General features: G+C 43.9%; 19 protein-coding genes. 16 read left to right on the top strand and 3 right to left on the bottom strand.

Translation table 11 applies throughout. The features are described from left to right. Positions 1 to 9: 9 nt before the first annotated feature. On the top strand, positions 10 to 1,317 hold the full coding sequence (locus ACXHJ2_RS18495) for an MFS transporter (RefSeq protein WP_165080192.1): 1,308 nt from the start codon (positions 10 to 12) through the stop codon (positions 1,315 to 1,317). An 81-nt stretch (positions 1,318 to 1,398) separates the two neighbouring features. On the opposite strand, the gene ACXHJ2_RS18490 is transcribed toward ACXHJ2_RS18495, so the two are convergent. From ACXHJ2_RS18490 to ACXHJ2_RS18480, 3 genes are read right to left on the bottom strand one after another with little or no spacing between them, the layout of a single operon-like run. After that, positions 1,399 to 2,097, bottom strand: coding sequence for a DUF4097 family beta strand repeat-containing protein (locus tag ACXHJ2_RS18490; RefSeq protein ID WP_040102028.1), 699 nt, complete (start codon positions 2,095 to 2,097; stop codon positions 1,399 to 1,401). Positions 2,098 to 2,132: 35 nt separating this feature from the next. Then, a complete protein-coding gene (locus tag ACXHJ2_RS18485) occupies positions 2,133 to 3,068 on the bottom strand; it encodes an ABC transporter permease (protein WP_016821476.1) in 936 nt (311 codons plus the stop codon). Then, a complete protein-coding gene (locus ACXHJ2_RS18480; protein ID WP_025679827.1) occupies positions 3,065 to 3,976 on the bottom strand; it encodes an ABC transporter ATP-binding protein in 912 nt (303 codons plus the stop codon). Before ACXHJ2_RS18480 ends, ACXHJ2_RS18485 begins: the two co-directional genes overlap by 4 nt. Positions 3,977 to 4,122: 146 nt before the next feature. On the opposite strand from ACXHJ2_RS18480, the gene ACXHJ2_RS18475 reads away from it, so the two are divergent. The 15 genes from ACXHJ2_RS18475 to ACXHJ2_RS18405 all read left to right on the top strand — a co-directional run bounded on the left by ACXHJ2_RS18475 (position 4,123) and on the right by ACXHJ2_RS18405 (position 19,427). Further along, the gene (locus ACXHJ2_RS18475) at positions 4,123 to 5,907 is read left to right on the top strand and encodes a hybrid sensor histidine kinase/response regulator transcription factor (protein WP_025679829.1); all 1,785 of its coding nucleotides are present in this window, start codon (positions 4,123 to 4,125) and stop codon (positions 5,905 to 5,907) included. A gap of 485 nt (positions 5,908 to 6,392) precedes the next feature. Next, positions 6,393 to 6,839: a tellurite resistance TerB family protein gene (locus tag ACXHJ2_RS18470; protein ID WP_013369616.1), complete on the top strand. Its 447-nt coding sequence runs from the start codon at positions 6,393 to 6,395 to the stop codon at positions 6,837 to 6,839. A gap of 28 nt (positions 6,840 to 6,867) precedes the next feature. Next, entirely contained in the window at positions 6,868 to 7,461 is a 594-nt protein-coding gene (locus ACXHJ2_RS18465; RefSeq protein WP_013369617.1) for a TerD family protein, read from the top strand. A gap of 45 nt (positions 7,462 to 7,506) precedes the next feature. After that, positions 7,507 to 8,082 (top strand): TerD family protein, encoded by a 576-nt coding sequence (locus ACXHJ2_RS18460; protein ID WP_013369618.1) that lies wholly within the window; start codon positions 7,507 to 7,509, stop codon positions 8,080 to 8,082. A 32-nt stretch (positions 8,083 to 8,114) separates the two neighbouring features. Next, complete coding sequence (locus ACXHJ2_RS18455; RefSeq protein WP_013369619.1) at positions 8,115 to 8,696, top strand: TerD family protein; 582 nt, start codon at positions 8,115 to 8,117, stop codon at positions 8,694 to 8,696. 101 nt (positions 8,697 to 8,797) lie between these two features. Then, a complete protein-coding gene (locus tag ACXHJ2_RS18450) occupies positions 8,798 to 10,063 on the top strand; it encodes a TerD family protein (protein ID WP_040102025.1) in 1,266 nt (421 codons plus the stop codon). 26 nt (positions 10,064 to 10,089) lie between these two features. Then, entirely contained in the window at positions 10,090 to 10,824 is a 735-nt protein-coding gene (locus tag ACXHJ2_RS18445; protein ID WP_013369621.1) for a TerC family protein, read from the top strand. A 167-nt stretch (positions 10,825 to 10,991) separates the two neighbouring features. Next, the gene (locus ACXHJ2_RS18440; RefSeq protein WP_165080197.1) at positions 10,992 to 12,179 is read left to right on the top strand and encodes an HpcH/HpaI aldolase/citrate lyase family protein; all 1,188 of its coding nucleotides are present in this window, start codon (positions 10,992 to 10,994) and stop codon (positions 12,177 to 12,179) included. A 52-nt stretch (positions 12,180 to 12,231) separates the two neighbouring features. After that, on the top strand, positions 12,232 to 13,575 hold the full coding sequence (locus tag ACXHJ2_RS18435) for a phosphoribosyltransferase family protein (protein WP_165080565.1): 1,344 nt from the start codon (positions 12,232 to 12,234) through the stop codon (positions 13,573 to 13,575). Then, positions 13,572 to 14,723 carry a cysteine protease StiP family protein gene (locus tag ACXHJ2_RS18430; protein WP_165080199.1) on the top strand — a complete coding sequence of 384 codons (1,152 nt, stop codon included), beginning with the start codon at positions 13,572 to 13,574 and terminating at the stop codon, positions 14,721 to 14,723. The genes ACXHJ2_RS18435 and ACXHJ2_RS18430 overlap by 4 nt, the downstream gene beginning before the upstream one ends. Continuing rightward, the gene (locus ACXHJ2_RS18425; protein WP_165080201.1) at positions 14,720 to 15,547 is read left to right on the top strand and encodes an HAD family hydrolase; all 828 of its coding nucleotides are present in this window, start codon (positions 14,720 to 14,722) and stop codon (positions 15,545 to 15,547) included. The genes ACXHJ2_RS18430 and ACXHJ2_RS18425 overlap by 4 nt, the downstream gene beginning before the upstream one ends. Positions 15,548 to 15,572: 25 nt before the next feature. After that, positions 15,573 to 16,604: an ATP-grasp domain-containing protein gene (locus ACXHJ2_RS18420; RefSeq protein ID WP_165080203.1), complete on the top strand. Its 1,032-nt coding sequence runs from the start codon at positions 15,573 to 15,575 to the stop codon at positions 16,602 to 16,604. Between the two features lie 58 nt (positions 16,605 to 16,662). Continuing rightward, the gene (locus ACXHJ2_RS18415) at positions 16,663 to 17,343 is read left to right on the top strand and encodes a hypothetical protein (protein WP_058829016.1); all 681 of its coding nucleotides are present in this window, start codon (positions 16,663 to 16,665) and stop codon (positions 17,341 to 17,343) included. 95 nt (positions 17,344 to 17,438) lie between these two features. Continuing rightward, positions 17,439 to 18,539 carry a toxic anion resistance protein gene (locus tag ACXHJ2_RS18410; protein ID WP_058711024.1) on the top strand — a complete coding sequence of 367 codons (1,101 nt, stop codon included), beginning with the start codon at positions 17,439 to 17,441 and terminating at the stop codon, positions 18,537 to 18,539. A gap of 339 nt (positions 18,540 to 18,878) precedes the next feature. Continuing rightward, positions 18,879 to 19,427, top strand: a complete 549-nt coding sequence (locus ACXHJ2_RS18405) for a hypothetical protein (RefSeq protein ID WP_013369629.1) — start codon at positions 18,879 to 18,881, stop codon at positions 19,425 to 19,427. Positions 19,428 to 19,470: the final 43 nt, after the last annotated feature.

Here is a 19,470-nt window from a genome sequence, read left to right as displayed (position 1 = left end):
GGGGATCTCATGAATCAGCCAAAGGAATTCTCGTTTTATGCTCGCCGGAATCTATTTATTTTTTCTGTGACCAGGCTTATATCCGAGCTAGGAAGTTCGATTTTTAAGTTTGCTTTAAGTCTATATATTTTGGACATCACCGGATCGGCCACTGTATTTTCAATGGTGTTAGGCTTGTCCATTCTGCCCGGAGTATTTGTCAATATTTTTGCAGGTGTAGTTATAGACCGGAGTAATAAGAAAAAAGTGCTTGTCATAACCGAAATATTAAGCGGCATAGCGCTACTAATCTTTTTACCCATTTTCTTGTTGGACTCAACCAATGTTATGTTGCTTGCTGTGTTTTCCGTTATATTAAGCTTAATTCAATCATTTACGTTCCTAACGCTGAATGCGTCAATTCCTAACTTAGTGGAAAGGGAAAAAGTTCATAGCGCAAACTCTTCTTATCAAAGCATAGGAGCAATCATAAATGTACTTGGCCCGATCCTGGGTGCAATTACTTATCGAGCTTGGGGCTTGGAAACGATTGTAATGATTAACGGAATAACATTTATTTCGGCTGGATTAATGCAACTATGGTTACAATTCAGGAAATCTGATGAACAAACGGTATCCTCAAGTTATTTAGACAGCGTAAAAGACGTGTTTGCGTATATAAACAAGCAAAAAGCCATCATGTATTTACTTGTCATCTTTGTTGGCATCAATTTTATGCTGGCTCCGTTAATCCAGGTTGTACTGCCGTATGTGACTTATCAGGAACTTCAACTTTCAGCTCAACAACTGTCTGTTATTCAAGGAGCCTGGTTCGTAGGAGTCATTGCAGGAGCCATTGTGGTTTCACGTCGGAAAGTACATCAATTTGTTATTACCAAAATATTTATGCTGTTTCAGCTTCAAGCCATCTTATTCCTAACATGGTGTTTCCCATTGTTGTTTCCCTCAACAGCAGGAAGCCTGATACAGATGACGTTCATCTTCATTATGATTTTGGCAGTAACCGGATTTTTTAATTCGATGAGTAATGTCCCCATGATATCTTATGTGCAACTGTATACTCCAGAACATATTAGAGCCGGGGTGTTTGGTGTAATCAGCTCGATCACTATGCTAGCAACTCCGCTCGGAATCGGGTTGTACGGAATACTATTGGATAGAATCCATTGGGTATACCTTCCTCTGGCTTCGGGAATAGTTGCTCTGGTGATGGGTATCATGGCTCATAAGAACAAAGAATTACGTAACTTTTTCAGTCAAAATGCCGAACCAGTCCTTAATAGCGTAGGTGAAAAAGAACGGGTATCAGCATTATAAACTGAATTTCTGCTTATGATGTGATTGAAGGACCTGATGTTAATGGAAAGGCCAACTTAAGTTGGCCTTTTGGTCTTTCAGTTATTTTTTGCTTTGAGTTACTTTCCCCTTCACATCACCGATGCTTACTTTTCCATTGCCGCTCTGAATAATGACAACATCTTTTGCAACTTGATCAATATCCAGAGAGCCGTCACCTAACTCAATATATGCAGTACCCCCTATTTTATCTGCTTGAATATGTCCGTTTACATTCTCAATATTGACGTCGGATGAGCTATTTTGAATAGTAATTCCCCCATCTCTGTTGGTTAAATCAATGGCTCCACCGATTTCTTTAAGCGTGATATTACCATTCACATTTTCAATGCTTACATCCGAGGCTAAATTGGTTACTTGAATATCTCCATCTCTATGCGGATGTTTAATTTCTAGTTTCATTTGTTCCGGAATGGTGAGCTTGACATCAACCGTTTGGGGACCTGTTGACATGAATTGGCCTTCGAAAAAAGTATTAAGCGTAGCTACACCATCTTTTCCCTCCAGACTTAATTTTAGCTTATCCATGTTGCTGCCATTAGCAACGACACTGGCTTGTATTTTATCTGTATTGTTTTTTCCGACAACTTCAATTTGACCGTTGCTATTATCTAAAACTAAGCTGGAAATACCGGCAGATGATAGTTCAAGTTCCTTGTTTAAAGATGTTGCAGGTTTGGATGAACAGGCCGCAGTTAACAGTAACATTGAGATCATCACTAAAGTAGTGAGCCATTTCATTTCAATCACTCCATTTCAGAATAGTTAGTATAGATTTAGATTACATCCCGTTTTGTAAAAATAGGATATGAAACGAGATGCATAGCGACCAGATGAAGTAGAAGGAGGAACAGTGAGAAGCCCAGGGTCATTCCTTCCACTGGCGTCGTTCCAAAAAAATAAGGATTGAGATCTGTGCTGGAAAACACAAAATATTTTGTCCAAGGCCATCCATTCATGGTGATACTCAAGACGAATCCTGCTATAGCTGCCAGCATAGAGAATACAATAGAAAATGTAACACTGCGAAATGCTGCAGAAATCATGAATGCAAATGTCAACACGATAACCATAAAAGGTATATTAAATAAAAAACCACCTAACAAGGCTTGAATCATATCTGCCTGCTGAATGGTTTGATCCTTGACGAATAAGTAGGGATCGCCGATCCCCTTAAAGCCAAACATTAAACCGCCGAAAAATATGGCAGCCAGAAAAGTGAGCAGAACCAAAAATATCCCAAACAAGAGAGTTGCAATATATTTAGAAAAATAAATTTTCGAGCGTGTAGCTGAACGTGTCAGTAAAAATTTGATTGTACCGGCAGAAAACTCAGAGGCTACAATATCGCCAGCCACGATAAGAGCTAAAAGAGAGATACCTACAATTAAATTTCTGGATTGACTCACTGTAAAACTCCAAGCATTGGATTGAGGAGCGATGTTATGGTCCAAATAATACTGATTCATCAAAATTTTTTCTGCTGCCATTTTTTTCTCAATGGGTAGAGCGTCTGACTTTGCTGCATCTCTCGTTAGCTTCGAATTTTCATGCTGTAAAAGTGTTTTCCAGCCTTCATTGTACTCAGTCATACCAGAACTTTTTAAATTGGCCATCTGGATTAATACATACAAAATAAGCAGTATGATGATAAACCAGGTGCGTTTACGCTTATAAATCTTCATGTTTTCATTGCGAATTAACTGAATCACTTTTCAATTCCCCCTGTGATTTCAATAAATTTATCCTCTAGTGTCTGTTTCGTGATCTGAACGCTGTATATGTTCACCCCCGTATCCATAAGTTTTTTTGTAATACCCGGAATTTGATCCTTTGTAATGTCAACTTGTAGAGTTTGTTGATCTGCAATAATTTCTTTCCCCGCCAGCATGGACTGGAATACCGGAAGAGCCAATTCGGGTCTATCTACTTCAAACCGAACAGGAGCAAGCCGATTATCCATCATCTCAGCTACATTATGGATACCAATCAGTTTTCCCTTATTTAAAATCGCTACCTGATCACACATCAGTTCCATTTCAGCCATAAGATGGCTAGAAATAAGAACACCAACGCCTTCTTTTTGAGACAGATTGATTAAATGTTCCCGAAGCTCTCTTATTCCTGCTGGGTCTAAACCATTGGTAGGCTCGTCAAGCACAAGTAAGGAAGGTTTGTGGGCCAGTACAACGGCTAATCCCAGTCGCTGCTTCATGCCAAGAGAATAAGTTCCCACTTTCTTATCAATGCTGTCCTCAAGTCCAACGAGCGAGATTACTTCCTGAATACGTTCCGAAGAAACCCCTGGAGACATTCTTGAGAAATGAATCAGATTGTCATAGCCGGATAGATATTTGTACAGATCTGGATTTTCGACGATAACCCCTACATGTCTCATTGCCTTTTCGAAGGAGCGATCGATATCTTGGCCGTGGATAAATACCTGGCCTCCTGATTTTGAACTTAAACCTACGATCATCCGAATAGTGGTCGTCTTGCCCGCTCCATTTGGGCCAACAAGACCCATGATTTCTCCCGCCTTCACATCCAAGGACAATCCTTCAACAATGGTTCTCTTCCCAATCTTTTTACTTAAATTACGAATCTGTAATAGTGACAACAACGATTCCCTCCCCGCCAGCAGTTTGATTGTCTATAAAGTATCAGGAGTGCAGTCATACTCCCTAGTGACAAAATGTCATGACCTTGTTATGATGTGAAAAGATTGAAAAAATTACCTTAATTTAAGAAGAATGGGGTACTTACATGTTTGGATGCAATATGCGCTGGTCTTGGCAGGAATGGATTGTTGCTGTATTCCGAATCTTGTGGTTGATTTGCTTTGTTTTGCTATCGTATCAAGACCGCCCATCTTTCCCTTTCACTGTTGTATTTATCACTGTTCTCGTTTGCTATTCACTACCTTTGTTCATTGATCGAAGCCATTATCTCTGGTATTTGTTGGCTGAAGTATTTCTAGTGGGTGGAATTTCTTTGCTATTTGCTCATCAATATGAGCTTGTCCGGCTATTTTTGCCAGCTGTTTTTACGATTGCGTTTTATAGCCGCGGCCGTTCACATGCGGTAACTTTTCCTCTTGCGTTGTTGATGTTTTGTCTGGGAGGAAGAGGGGCGTTTCATTGGACGATAGAGGACGTATTCCAGAACTTAGTGGATGCTTCGTTTGTATACGGTATTGGTTTCGGATTACAAATGGCATTTCGTTCTATAGATCGGATCAAACAAAAACTCGAATTAATAAAAAAGCAGTATCAGACTCTTGAGCAGTATTCAACACAGGTTGAACAGATGACACTATTGGAAGAAAGATATCGCATGTCACGCGAGCTTCATGACTCGATTGGTCATACATTCACTTCCATTATCTTAAGTATGGAAACATTACGTCCTTATATCTCTTCTGAAGAGGGGATAGAAAGATTGCAATCTGTTCTTCAACTTGGTCGAACAGGGCTCGAAGATATCCGAAAGCAAGTTCATCAGATGGACCCTATGGAGGAAGATCCCTCTTTGGATTTATCCTTGCTCAATATAATTAATGAATTCAAAAAAAATACTGCCATTCGTGTTGTGTTCAGAACGATGGGGGAGCCGCTTCCTGTACTAAAACAGTCAAAACTGACCTTGTACCGCTGTTTACAAGAATTATTGACTAATGCCAGCCGACATGGGCATGCCAATTCTATTCAGGTGCTTCTTCACTACGACCATAACCAGATCATTTTGCAGGTGCAGGACAATGGGAAGGGAAGTGACGAAATTAAGTTCGGGTTTGGTCTTTCAGGAATGAAAGAGCGGCTTTCGTCCCTTCAAGGCAAGCTATACCTTCATTCCAAAGAAGGCGAAGGAACGATTGTGACCTGTTCTATACCATTACTTCAGGATACAGATGTTAGTAATCCAGAGATCAAGGTATTGTTGGTGGATGATCAATTACTCATTCGGGACAGTTTAGGCCTGTTGCTCAAAAACGAACCTGATTTTCGAATTCAAACGGCAGAAGACGGGAACGTTGCTGTAGATCGATGTGCCAGCGATCCCCCAGACGTTGTATTAATGGATGTACATATGCCCCAGATGGACGGTATTACTGCGACGAAGTTAATTAAAGAAAGCTGGCCTAACATACGTGTAATTATGATCACAACCTTTGATGACATTTCGTATGCTACGAAATCACTTGCTTTGGGTGCTGAAGGTTATGTACTAAAAACAATTGATCCAAGAGAGCTGGCTAATACGATACGGCTAGTGCATCACGGAGGAACGATGATTACCCAAGAAGTAGCAGGTACACTGTTTCAGCAAATGACGGGGACGATGAAGAATCCTTATGGACTGACAGAGCGGGAGTTGGAAATTCTACATTGTTTAACTGAAGGACACCGTTATAAAGCAATTGCAAGCAAGGTTCACTTGTCTGAAGGAACTGTTCGAAACTACATTTCGACCATATACTCAAAAATGCAAGTGCAGAGCCGTGACGAAGCAATTGAAAAAGCTAAAACAGAGTTGCTTACAGACTCTTAATAAAATGTGTAGACAGCGTGTGTCACTTGTTTAAACAACGTGAAAGAGATATCCTGCATTAGACAGAGTTTTTCAGCTTCGGAATTAAAAGAGTAGCTATAGTACCACCGAACCTAATAAATTGAAGTGAAAATAGCGTCGTCCTAAATTTGGTCGACGCTATTTTTGTATGCTGTTGATCCGCAAGTATGCGCAACGTTTACCTTAGCAAAACCGTATATGTAGAACAGCAATTGTATTTTGTTGCATATCCATAGAAGTCTACCATTCTACAAACTTGCAATTGCACTATCTAATGGGGGATAATGGAAGGGATACTTTCGACAGAAAATAGGGCTAAAGATAGAGAGTATACCTATAAAAGGTAGATCAGATTTACCGCATTTTTGTATATTATTGTAGAATAAGATCGTAATTCAGGTTATAGTAAAGGAAGAAATTAACTAGGATAGATTATACCCAAATACGTAATTGTGGAGGGAAATATGAGTACATTTAAAAATTGGTTGAATACAACTAAAAAAGGACTTGGAGACCAGGTTAAGAAATTTAAGAATAAAGATTTTATGGAAGCTGTTGTTGCAGGTTGTGCATTAGTAGCATTTGCCGACGGTACTATTAGTCCGGAAGAGAAAACAAAAATGGCCGGATACATAAATATTAGTGAAGAATTGAAAGTGTTTGATATGGGTGAGGTCATCAACCGTTTCAATCACTATGTAGCGAACTTTGAATTTTCACCTGAAATCGGCAAACAGGAAGCATTGAAAGCGATTGGTAAATTGAAAGGCAAGCCTGAAGTAGGTCGACTTGTCGTCGGCGTATGCAGTGCGATTGGTGCAGCTGACGGTGACTTTGATGCCAATGAGCAACGGATTGTTGCTGAGATTTGTGGCGCGCTTGGTTTGAATCCGTCTGAATTTAGTCTGTAAATTTTACGGAAGGGAGGTGTGTTAATCAGTGGCTGTAATTAATCTGGTCAAGGGCCAGAAAATTGATTTAACCAAGGGAAACACAGGACTAACCAAGGTTATAGCCGGATTGGGATGGGACCCAGTGCAGTCCAAAGGATTTTTTGGCTTCAAGAAGCAACCCAATATTGATTGTGATGCTTCTGCCATTTTGCTGGATGCTAACGGGAAACTAACTCAGTCTGACAATGTAGTATGCTTCCATAATAAAAAAAGCCCGTGCGGCTCAGTCGTGCATTCCGGTGATAATCTGACCGGACAAGGTGACGGCGATGATGAACAAATTATGATTGACCTGGCACGGATTCCGGCCAATGTCGATAAAGTGCTTGTTGTTGTGAATATATATGATTGCGTAAACCGGAAACAGGATTTCGGCATGATCGAGAAAGCGTATATCCGCATTCTGGACGGTGCCAACTCCAAGGAACTGGTGACGTTTAATTTATCTGATAATTTTGAGGGAATGACTGCGCTGATCTGCGGGGAGCTCTATCGCCACAATGACGAATGGAAGTTTGCTGCAATCGGTGCAGGCACCCATGCCGTACATATTGATGTGCTGGCTGAGCGTTACATGTAATTTAGGTTGCTCATACAAAACTAATGAGAAACGGGGTACTTACTCATGGCAATTAACTTATCTAAAGGTCAAAAAATTGATTTGACGAAAACAAACCCAGGTTTGTCCAAAATTATGGTTGGTCTCGGCTGGGACACCAATAAGTACGATGGTGGTAAGGATTTTGACTTGGACGTATCCGTATTTCTGGCGAATGCGGACGGCAAAGTAGAAACGGAAAAGAACTTCGTTTTCTTTAATAATCCACAAAACGAGAACGGTTCTGTCGTTCATACCGGAGATAACCGCACAGGTGAAGGTGACGGAGATGACGAGCAAATTAAAGTTGATCTGAGCAATGTACCTGCTAACGTAGAAAAGATCGCTTTTACGATTACGATCTATGATGCACAAGAACGCAGCCAAAACTTTGGACAAGTGTCCCGTGCTTATGCGCGTATTGTAAATGAAGCAAACAACGAAGAATTGGTTCGCTTTGATCTGGGAGAAGATTTCTCGATCGAAACAGGCGTCGTGGTAGGCGAGCTGTATCGCCATAGCGGTGAGTGGAAGTTTAATGCCATTGGTAGCGGCTACCAGGATGGTCTTGCAGGGTTGACACGTGATTACGGCTTAGCTTAAAAAAATCTACACGAAGAAGGCAGGTATGCAGTATGACGATTAGTCTTTCTAAGGGACAACGGATTGATCTGACCAAAACGAATCCAGGCTTGACTCGTGTGGTCGTAGGTCTTGGCTGGGATACCAATAAATACAGTGGTGGCGCTGAATTTGACTTGGATGCTTCGGCTTTCCTGCTATATGAGGATGGTAAAGCGAAGGCAGCTGACGATTTTGTATTCTACAATAACCCGACAGGTGGTGCGGGTGCTGTTACTCATACAGGCGATAATCGCACAGGTGAGGGCGACGGGGATGACGAGCAAATTATTATTGATTTTGCAAAGATTCCTGCAAACATCCATCGTATCGGTATTACAGTTACGATTTATGACTATGAGGCCCGTGCGCAAAACTTTGGACAAGTGTCCAATGCTTTTGTACGGGTGGTAGATGCGGCAACGGATCGTGAAGTGTTGCGCTACGATTTGGGAGAAGATTTCTCCACCGAAACAGCTGTGGTATTCTGTGAATTTTACCGTCACAATGCGGACTGGAAATTCCAGGCTATCGGTAGTGGCTTTGCTGGTGGATTGGGTGCGCTTGCTAAAAACTATGGCTTGGACGCTCAATAATATCCACTTGGGGTGGTGTCCAAAGGGCGCTACCCCTTTCTTTTTAAGCCATTGAAGAACGTACGCTGAACACGACAAACGGACAGAAAGGTGACACAATCATGGCTGTTATCGTAGTAAAAGGACAGAAGGTGGATTTGACCAAAACGAATCCGGGCCTGAGCCATGTCAACATAGGGATCGGTTGGGAGTCCTCAGCGGCTCTGGAACTCGATACTTCTGCATTTTTGTTAGGCCCTGGAGGGAAGGTATCGGGCGATGAGGATCTGATCTTCTACAATAATCCGACCACACCCTTTATCACCTATTCAGATGGACAACAGTTTGGTGACAAGAAACAGTTTTCGCTGGAGCTAACCAGAATACCTTCCCATATCGAGAAGATTGCGTTTACGCTGACCATTTATGATGCGGATCAGAAACGGCAAAATTTTGGACAGGTTCAAGGCGGATTTATACGTTTTGTTCATCCGGTTAATGGAGAGGTTTTACGATTTAATTTGGATAGTGGCTTTACAGTCGAGACGGCCATTGTGATAGGCGAGCTGTACCGCCATAACGGTGAATGGAAGTTTAACGCGATAGGCGCAGGCTTTTCCGGTGGATTGGATGCGTTGTGTGAAAATTTCGGCATTGAAGTGGAAAATAATCCGGCTCCTCCGGCGCCAGGGCCTACACCACCTCCAGCGCCTCGGCCAGCACCAACACCGCCACCTGCACCTCCTGTTCCAAAGCCAGAGCCATCTGCAACTCCGGTGAATCTGAATCTGCGGAAAATTGAGCTGAAGAAAAAGGGCGACACCATTAACCTGAAAAAAGGCTCAGGCGGATTAGGTGAAATCCTAATCAATCTGAACTGGAATCAGGTACAGCAGAGTAAGGGCTTTTTCAGTCGTGGCTCCAAGGGTGTCGATCTGGACCTGGGCTGCTTGTATGAGATGAAGAACGGGGATAAAGGTGTCGTTCAGGCGCTTGGGGAAGTTTTCGGTTCTCTGAATCGCTTCCCGTACATTGCTCTGGATGGTGACGACCGTACAGGCTCTGTGAAAACAGGGGAGAATCTTCGTATTAACGGTGCCAAAATTTCTGAAATTAAGCGAATTTTGGTGTTTACCTTCATTTATGAAGGAGTCACGAACTGGTCACAAGCAGACGGGGTAGTCACGCTGTACCAGAAGGACGGGCCAGACATTATCGTTCATATGAATGAACATGACAATCGCAAAGGGATGTGTGCGATTGCAATGATCCAAAATGTGAACGATGAAACGTTTAGTATTGAGAGACTCGTACAGTTTTATGGCGGTCATCGTGAAATGGATCAGGCATATAACTGGGGCATGCGCTGGACGCAGGGGAGTAAATAAATTGAATTATCGGAGGCACTCTTTTCATGTTGAATGATTTATTTAAAAATATCAGCGAGAACTACGGCCATTTCTTTTCATGGAGTGATGTGGTAGGTACGCTTACTGACCCGGTGAGTTGGGGGATTATTGGAACTCTCATTTTGCTGGAAGGTCTTTTGTCGGCGGATAACGCCTTGGTTCTCGCAGTTATGGTTAAGCATTTACCGAAGGAGCAGCAAAAGAGAGCCTTATTTTACGGGATTTTAGGTGCGTATATATTCAGATTCCTGGCCATCGGCTTGGGTACATTCCTGATTAAGTTCACGCTGATTAAGGTACTGGGTGCGGCTTATCTGCTCTACATCGCTTATAAGGGCTTATTCAAGTCCGAGGGTGATGGAGAAGTGAAGAACAAACCTACTTCTTTCTGGAAAACCGTATTAATGGTCGAACTGATGGATATTGCCTTCAGTATTGACAGTGTCATTGCCGCTTTTGGTGTGAGCGAGAAAGTATGGGTTCTGTTCCTGGGTGGTATACTCGGCGTTCTGATGATGCGTGGTGTTGCACAAGTGTTCCTCAAGCTCATTGATAAATTTCCGGAACTGGAACAGACAGCCTTTATTATGATCGCCATTATCGGGGGTAAAATGCTGGCTGCTGCTTTTGGCTTTCACATGTCGCAAGTATTATTCTTCGGCATTTTGATTGCCGTCTTTGTAGGCACAATGATTCTTAGCTCGGCGAAAAGAAAGAAAAAGGCCGACAAAGAGGCTTAATGTACAAAGTATAGCGAAATCCCTCCTGAAACTAAGGGGGGATTTCTTTTATACCCGAGGCACAGGGCTTCAGTCAGGCAAGAAAGAGCAAGAGGAGGGGAAGGGCCCTGAAATATTTTAATGATTTAACCTCTGAGGAAGTAGAAGCGATCTTTTGTACTCCACCGATGGAGTTTCATAACCGTTCACCCAAAAGTATATTGGCTTATGCCATAGGAGCGGCTTTGTACATGCCGGCGACTCGCTTGGAAGTAGCGGAAGAGATCAAGAATGGAAAGCATGAAGGACTAACAACGGTCATTCTGGATTTGGAGGATGCTATAGGGGATCAGCAGGTCGGACAGGCTGAAGAATCGCTGGCACAGCAACTGTTTCAACTATTGTCCTATGTACGGACAGGGATGATGAGTGAACAGCAATTACCTTTGCTGTTTGTACGTGTGCGATCTGTGGAACAGCTGGAACGACTGCTGAACAGTTTGGGAGAAACCCTGGAGCTGCTTACGGGCTTTGTCCTCCCCAAGTTCTCCTCTGATAATGGACGGGCGTATTTTGCACTCATTGCTGAGTATAACCGGACTATGCATACAGGGGCAGGAGACGCAAGCCGCACGCCTGTGTTGTATGGATTGCCGATTCTTGAAAGCTCTAAAATTATTTATCGGGAAACCCGTTGGAAAGAGCTGCTGGCGATAAAAGAAATTTTGGACGAGGTTCAGGAATATGTGCTGAATGTACGAATTGGGGCCACTGATTTCTCCAGTCTGTATGGGCTGAGACGCAGCCCGGATATTACGATTTATGAGATTGCCGTCATTCGGGACTGCATCGCAGATATTATTAACTTGTTCGGACGCGTGGACTCGGACTATGTCATTTCCGGTCCTGTATGGGAATATTTCTCTCACCGGGAACGTATCTTTAAACCTCAATTAAGAGTGTCGCCTTTTGAAGACGCATTTGGGAAGCCGGGGCGCTACTTGCGAATGGACTTCATCTCAGATGCAGTGGATGGGCTGATTCGCGAAGTTATGATGGATAAAGAGAATGGGATTATCGGCAAAACGATCATTCATCCGTCCCACATTAAGCCGGTACAGGCCATGTATGCGGTGACTCATGAAGAGTATATGGATGCACTTGAGATTGTTGAACGTAACGACGGTAGTCTGGGTGTATTCAAGAGCACCTATGCCAACAAAATGAATGAAATTAAGCCTCATTTGAATTGGGCTTATCGTATTATAAATAGATCTAAAGTATACGGGGTGTTACATGAACAACAACATTTTGTCAGTCTCTTACCCAACCACGAAAACACATCTGCTGCCAATTCTGGAGCAGTTCAGCGTTAAAATTAGGGAGACTCATAATCCATTCCGTCTTCCTGTGGATAAGCTGTTTGCGATGGCGGCACGGGTCAACAAAAAGCGTTCGTTTTTGTTTGTCAGCAAGGTGCTGGGTAAGCATATTCCGGTAAATCCATACACCTCTCTGTTAAGTGGGGCAGCACTGGCAATCCTGCTATATAAAGAGCTTGTCCCACAGTCAGGACAACAGATGGATAAACTGATTAGAGAGGCCGTGAGAGGACTTCTTGATTCGAATTATGCGAAAGAGGCCTATGAAAAGCTGATGGATGAACGTTTGGCTTTTGCTTTTCCAGAGCCAATTAAGTTTGTAGGTTTTGCCGAGACGGCTACAGCACTGGGGCACAGCATGTATCGGTTGTTTGATGACGGTGCTACATATATTCATACGACACGCGAGGATATTCCGGGCCTTCGGCCTATTATTCGGTTTGAAGAAGAGCATTCGCACGCTGTTGATCATCGTTGTTATGCACTGAATGAGGATGCTTTTGCCGGAGATGGACCCATTGTGCTGGTAGATGATGAGATTACGACAGGAAAAACAACGCTTAATATTATACGGGATATTCAGGAGCATTTTCCGCGCAAACAATATGTGATAGCTTCGTTATTGGACTGGCGGACAGACAGCGATGAGCAGGCTTTTGCCGATCTGGAAGCAGAGCTAGGTATTAGGATTACACCTCTAAGTTTACTCAAAGGAAAGATAGAAATACAGGGAGCACCGATACTGGACCACACAGAATATGCCGGACAGACTGGAAACGCTGAGCATGCAGCCACTAGCACCGTAGAGATTAACAAAGATTTTTCAGTAGATGACCACTGTCTTGAAAAGGATGCTTCCGCTTTTGAGCGAGTATCACATAGCTCCCTATCAACTGACGGGTATGCCAATACAACTCCTTATCTTAAATATACAGGTCGTTTTGGTCTACAATCCGCTGATAACTCAGCGCTGGATGCAGAAATCACGCGTACAGCTGCACGACTGAACCAACTTCGTTCAGGGCAACGCACACTGGTAATGGGTACGGGTGAATTCATGTACATTCCTATGCGCATTGCTGCGGAGTTAGGCCCGGATGTTTATTACCAATCGACGACACGCAGCCCGGTGTATCCCCACCGGGAAGAAGAGTATGGCGTCGCTTGTGGTGTGACCTATCCCTCGCCTGAGGACAGTACGGTAGGCAATTTTATTTATAATGTAGAGCCCGGTCAGTATGACGAAATATTCGTTTTGCTGGAAAGAGAGTCGGACCCAGAGCGAATGAAGCCCATGCTGGATGCATTGAGCTGTCTGGGCTGTGATAAAGTGCATGTCGTTTATTTTAACAGTTTAACTAAGCAGGAGAGTAAAGGAGCGCGGATATGAAGCAAGCACTCATGGAGCAAATACAGCAGAAGAACATTCATCCGCCCGTACCGCTAGGCAGTTATCCTGCCTCGGATGTCACTTTTTTATTGAAGGATTTGAGCCGGGTTGCGTTGGAAAAAGGGACAGAGGATCGGGAAGAGGCGATACAGTCTGGAGTCCATTATTCAGAAATGCTGCCTGTGGAATACCAGCCCACAGCAGAGTATATTGGATTGTTTCACGAAACGCTTGCCCAATCTGCCCAAAAGGTTGCATTAGCGGCAGCTTCTGTGGCTGAGATGATTGTGAGAAAAAGAGGTCTGAACACGGCGATTGTTTCTCTTGCCAGAGCGGGAACGCCCATTGGCATCCTGACCAAGCGTTATATTGACTGGAAGTATGGCGTATCCTTGCCGCATTACAGTATTTCTATTATTCGTGGCAAAGGTATTGACCGGAATGCTATTTTGTACATTTTACAGCAGCATGGACTGGGGATTGAACTTCAGTTTGTCGATGGCTGGACGGGGAAAGGCGCCATTCGTCAGGTGTTGATCGAGGCCTGCCGTGAAATGAATGCAGATTACGGGCTACGCCTAAATGATGATCTGGCAGTGCTGGCTGATCCAGGCAGCTGCTCGGAGACCTTTGGTACACGAGAAGATTATTTGATCCCGAGCGCTTGTCTGAATTCAACGGTATCGGGTCTGATGAGCCGGACGGTATTACGCGACGATCTGATAGGTCCGGACGATTTTCATGGGGCTAAATTTTATGAATCCTGGCGGTCGGTGGATCAGTCCAATACGTTTGTGGATACGGTATCCGGTTACTTTCAAGCCGTGGCTGAAACGGCGGCTGCATATGCGGAACAGATGACATTGAATCCGCCTGTAGTGACGTGGCAGGGCTTACGGGATATTGAGGCGATTCAGCAGGCATTTGGTATTCGGGATATCAATCTGGTCAAGCCGGGAGTGGGGGAGACGACTCGCGTATTGCTCCGCAGGGTGCCGTGGAAAATTCTGATTGACCGTGAAGATAATCCGAATCTTCAGCATATTATGCTGCTGGCCAAAGATCGTGGAGTGCCTGTAGAGGTATTTAAAGGATTGACCTATTCCTGTTGCGGGATCATCAAACCGCTTAAAGGGGGACAAGAATGATCTACGCAAGTGATCTGGATCAGACACTAATTTATTCCAAACGTTCGCTTGGCGTGCCACTGGAGTCCTCTGGTCTGCTGCCTGCGGAACAGATCGAAGGGGCGACGTCGGCCTTTATTTCTGCACAAGCTTTGCAATGGCTCAAGACACTACCGGCAGATGTCATGTTTATGCCTGTGACGACTCGGACCATGGAACAGTATAGACGAATCACCGTGTTTCAGACGGAGCTGATTCCCGCATATGCCGTGACGAGTAATGGCGGAAACATCATCGTCGGAGGCGAGGTGGACCGAGAGTGGAATCGGCGTATTCACGAACAAGTACGCCGCGATGGTGCTCATGCGGAAGAAGCACGTCAGGTGTTCGGACAGGTGCTGCATGAGGACTGGGTCGTAAGCGAACGTTTTTGCGATGAACTATTTTATGCTTTCGTGATTGAACGGGATCGTATGCCGCTGGAACAGGTGCTGGAGAAGGCGCGGATGATGCATGAAATGGGCTGGGAGGTATCCATTCAAGGCCGTAAAGTATATCTGGTGCCTGCGGCCGTGAATAAACAGGCAGCTGTGGAGCATATCCGCAACCTTACCAATGGGGGAGATGTGGTTGCATCCGGTGACTCTTTACTGGACCGTTGTCTGCTGGATTATGCCGACTATGCGATTGCTCCGCGTCATGGTGAATTGTATCGGGAACAGCTGCGGGATAAGCTAGAGGTCAACTACCGATTTACGGAAGTGTCGGGGGTTTATGCAGCGGATGAAATTATGGAATATGTCTATGAAGTGCACGGGAGCATATCAGCGGCTCGTACTTCATGATTAAAATAGTAGGGGACGTGGCGCTGTGAAGAAGGTCAAAGTGTATTTTAACCGCTGGTTTTCGGTGGTGTATCATTATATGAACGCTATTCGTAACAATGAGGACGGTATTCCGTTCGAGATCTATACCACACATTCGGATCCGCAGCACATGGCACTACAGGCCAGTGATGTAGCTGAAGTTGAGCCGCGCACGAGCGGTGTCGAGTATGCACAGTTTTGTGCTGATTTTTGCAGGCGACATGAAATTGATGTCTTTATTCCACGGTGGAATATGCTCGATATTAGCAAGCATCTTTATTTGTTCGACGATATTGGTACAGAAGTAATGGTGTGCCGGGATACCGAACTGCTGGAGCAATTGATGGAGAAGGACCTATTTTATGAATCCATTCGTCAAAAAGATATTGTCACCATTCCCGATTATGCCATTGCCAGTAATGCCGAGCAGTTTAGACAGGCGTATGAGTCATTAATAGCGCTTGGGCACAAGGTATGCTTCAAGCCATGTAATGCAGAAGGCGGTATGGGCTTTCGTATCATCGATAATGAACGCAATCCACTGGAGGAACTGTTCGGTCATGCGCTGAATCATATTTCGTTCGAGGAGGCCTATCGCGTATTGTCTTCCACAGAGACGTTTCCCAATTTGATGGTGATGGAACTGCTGGAGGGATACGAATACAGTATCGACTGCTTGGCTGACCGAAACGGAAAATTGTTAGCAGCAGTTCCGCGTAGGAAGGCAGGAGGGCGATTACGGCTACTGGAGCAGCATCCTGAGCTGTTGAAGGTGGCAGAGAAGGTCGCTGAGGCGTATCACATTCCGTACAATTATAACATTCAAGTGAAATATAACGGCGAGCGGGCTAAGCTGTTAGAGATCAATCCACGGATGTCGGGAGGTCTTCATGTATCATGCTTGTCAGGTATCAATTTTCCTTACCTGGCGGTGAAATCGGCTTTGGGTCATGAAATCGGTTCACTGCACCCGCAATACGACATTCTAGCCAGTCATATCGAGCAGCCAATCACGATACGCCAATCCTTACATTGACATAGGCAAATATTGTTTTCTACAATATGGTAAGGGTTTACGTCAGGAGGTACAAGCTATGACTTCTAAAATGTGGGGTGCCACGATTGCTGTGGTCAGCTACCTGATTGCGCTTTTACTAAGTTCTTGGTTGCCGTTGTTTGTGTGTTTGGCGATTCCGATCATTGGTCTGGGAGGATACAGCCTTATCATGGCTGTTCGCCATCCTCGACCTAATCTGACTGGTTCCGTGATTCCGGTGGTGCAGGAGCAGGTCGGTGAGACACAGCAGCATGAAAAGGAAGATGCCGTTCGACCGGAGTCTATAACAGGACAAGTACGTCAACCAGATCAGGTGAGCAGTGAATTTGCTCAGGTGATGGAGTATTTGGAGGTACTGGAGGATATGGTGATCTCCGAGGGACAGAAAGATGCGCTAGATAACGAGATTGTCGAGAAGGCGCTGGCTCTATTTGCACGTTTGCAGCGGGTCATCCCGCTTTTGCATGAATTGAACAACAGTGAAGTGAATCACACGGTTCGGAGATTGATTTTGAAGGACTTGAACGGACTGATTAACCCGTTTCTTCGGCTTAGTGGCGATGCGAAACGGACCAACCGGAGGACGCTACTAAACGGATTGCGAGATGTGGATAGCAAAATATCTGTGATTGTATCCACGGTGGAGCATAAGGATCTGATGGAATTACAGAGCAAAGCAGAGCTTATTCACCAGCGATACAGCAGTTCCGAACTGTAGGTTACTTTAAAGAATAAAAATCAGCAGCATAGCTGCTCTGAACAATAACTATTAGCTCTCAGCAACAGTTGTTTTCAGAATAGGAGGTTAGCATGATGGCGACCCCATGGGCTGAATTGAGAAAAGAAGATGAACAAAAGGTGACTGAGGAGGCTTCGCAGCTGATTCAAAAGGTATCGCAAAGCGATGTTATGAGTCTGGATACCTTAATGGATGACATTGGTAAGCTGGGGGTTAAAACGCAGGAACGGGCGGGACAAACCCTTAAAATGTTGGATCGTCCGGTAAACGATCTCATGTCCGGTGATCGGGCTGAGGTCTCGAATATGATCTTAAAACTCCGAGATGAATGCGAAACGCTTCAGCAGAGTAAAGATGTAGGTTTTTTTGGCAAGCTCCTGCGTAAAAGTCCGTTGAAAAACTACATTTATAAGTATCAGTCGGTGAAGACCAACATCGAAAAAATCATTACTGCCTTGAGAGATGGCAAGGATAATTTGGAAGAAAACATCGTCAGCATGAGACAGTTGAAGAAGGCTTCCATTGAAGAAATCTACAATTTGCAGACGAAGATTGCCTTTGGTAATCGCTTGAAAGAGCTGTTCGAAGCCGAGATTGCCAAGCCGGAAAATGAAAATCGCAAGCCTCATCTGGAACGGGGATTGCGCAAAGTAGTTACTCGTACACAGTCGATGACTGAAATGATCCTGTTATACAATCAGGCCATTGCAGCAACGGATATTATTAATGATAACAATGATAAACTGATTGATTCTGTCAATAATGCGATTGATAAAACATCGAATCTAATCACCGTATCGGCTATGATCGCGATGGCACTGGCCGATCAAGATAAAATTATTTCAGCCGTTGATGCGACTAACCGTACGATTGAGGATCAATTCAAGGAAAATGCGAAGCTTCTCAAAACGACGACCGAAAGAACGACAGATCTGCTTAGCAAGCCATCGATGTCATTGGAAGCTGTGAATCAGGCGATTGGCGATTTGGTATCTGCTTTGGATCTGTCTGAAAAATCAAACCGTCGGATTATTGAAAGCTGCCATGATTATACAAGTAAAATGACAGCAATCAATGCCAACCTTAGCCAACGTTTGGGCATCGAAGGGAAAGAACAATCCAAACCACTGAAGGATAACCATTCTTCTGAGGGTCTAAGTTCGTTTTTGAACTGATAGCTAATATACAATAATATAATAATCTATGAAAAAAGACGCCAGGGTGAGTCCCAAGGGCGTCTTTCTTTGGTTTGGCAGTGGACAATAAAGGACATGATGAACATATATAGCATTCTCGTGCATAAACTCTTAAAAAGTGAAATGACAAAGGAGAGAATGAGCGTATGATGTCCTTTATTTTAGGGTGTGTGATTGTCTTTTTACTCGTGGCTGCCAGTAGCGAAAAAGCAGACTCTATTGTGGAGTTAAATGAAACTGTGAAATAAAATTTTTTATTGAAAATCATGCATTTTCTGATAGGATAGAGTTAAATATTGGAATCCCAAAGGAGAATGCATGCTGGAATTTTCATTTGAAATCATCGATGAATCGAAAATCAACATTGTATATCAGTATGGGAGCAGTAGCTTCAATTTTAATTTATTTTTTAATTACGGTGTGTGGACGCTGCATCCCTTTGATGGGATTCTGTTGCAGAACAAGGAAATGTGCCGTCTGATCGTTACAGATCTGTTTAAGAACAAAGATTTTCATGTCATGCTGGCACGCGAAAATATTTTATTGTCAACCCTGCGTACCTCTATTGACCTCAATCCCGAAACTCGGGGAGAGCGATATCAGGAACAGGAATTTGATGAGCTGTCTGAATTTGCTGAGACACACAGCTTTGAAGATGTGCTGCAAATCGAGCAGGATTCTGTCCGCGAACGTATCGATTTTTTCCAAAACATCATCCAAAGGATGTATATGGAAGGATTCGGACCGGAAGACAATGATTTTAACAAGGTGCAAGCTATCCTCCGCATTTATAAGGCTGCACATGACCAACTCGGAGAATTGAGCGACTTTCCCCTAAGTGGCGACGAGCGACGACGCAGATGGTAGATTAAATGGACTAGTGAAAACATCATAGAGGAGCGTGGGGAAC

This window comes from Paenibacillus sp. ALE3, assembly GCF_054113405.1.
The sequence above is the reverse complement of the archived record's forward strand: the minus strand, read 5'-3'. Positions and strand labels throughout refer to the sequence as shown.

Coding starts and splice junctions, on each gene's coding strand:
- ACXHJ2_RS18475 (WP_025679829.1), top strand. CDS start 4,123: ATGTTTGGATGCAATATGCGCTGGTCTTGGCAGGAATGGATTGTTGCT.
- ACXHJ2_RS18425 (WP_165080201.1), top strand. CDS start 14,720: ATGATCTACGCAAGTGATCTGGATCAGACACTAATTTATTCCAAACGT.
- ACXHJ2_RS18410 (WP_058711024.1), top strand. CDS start 17,439: ATGGCGACCCCATGGGCTGAATTGAGAAAAGAAGATGAACAAAAGGTG.
- ACXHJ2_RS18495 (WP_165080192.1), top strand. CDS start 10: ATGAATCAGCCAAAGGAATTCTCGTTTTATGCTCGCCGGAATCTATTT.
- ACXHJ2_RS18430 (WP_165080199.1), top strand. CDS start 13,572: ATGAAGCAAGCACTCATGGAGCAAATACAGCAGAAGAACATTCATCCG.
- ACXHJ2_RS18470 (WP_013369616.1), top strand. CDS start 6,393: ATGAGTACATTTAAAAATTGGTTGAATACAACTAAAAAAGGACTTGGA.
- ACXHJ2_RS18490 (WP_040102028.1), bottom strand. CDS start 2,097: ATGAAATGGCTCACTACTTTAGTGATGATCTCAATGTTACTGTTAACT.
- ACXHJ2_RS18445 (WP_013369621.1), top strand. CDS start 10,090: ATGTTGAATGATTTATTTAAAAATATCAGCGAGAACTACGGCCATTTC.
- ACXHJ2_RS18455 (WP_013369619.1), top strand. CDS start 8,115: ATGACGATTAGTCTTTCTAAGGGACAACGGATTGATCTGACCAAAACG.
- ACXHJ2_RS18405 (WP_013369629.1), top strand. CDS start 18,879: ATGCTGGAATTTTCATTTGAAATCATCGATGAATCGAAAATCAACATT.
- ACXHJ2_RS18460 (WP_013369618.1), top strand. CDS start 7,507: ATGGCAATTAACTTATCTAAAGGTCAAAAAATTGATTTGACGAAAACA.
- ACXHJ2_RS18440 (WP_165080197.1), top strand. CDS start 10,992: ATGGAGTTTCATAACCGTTCACCCAAAAGTATATTGGCTTATGCCATA.
- ACXHJ2_RS18415 (WP_058829016.1), top strand. CDS start 16,663: ATGACTTCTAAAATGTGGGGTGCCACGATTGCTGTGGTCAGCTACCTG.
- ACXHJ2_RS18435 (WP_165080565.1), top strand. CDS start 12,232: ATGGCGGCACGGGTCAACAAAAAGCGTTCGTTTTTGTTTGTCAGCAAG.
- ACXHJ2_RS18450 (WP_040102025.1), top strand. CDS start 8,798: ATGGCTGTTATCGTAGTAAAAGGACAGAAGGTGGATTTGACCAAAACG.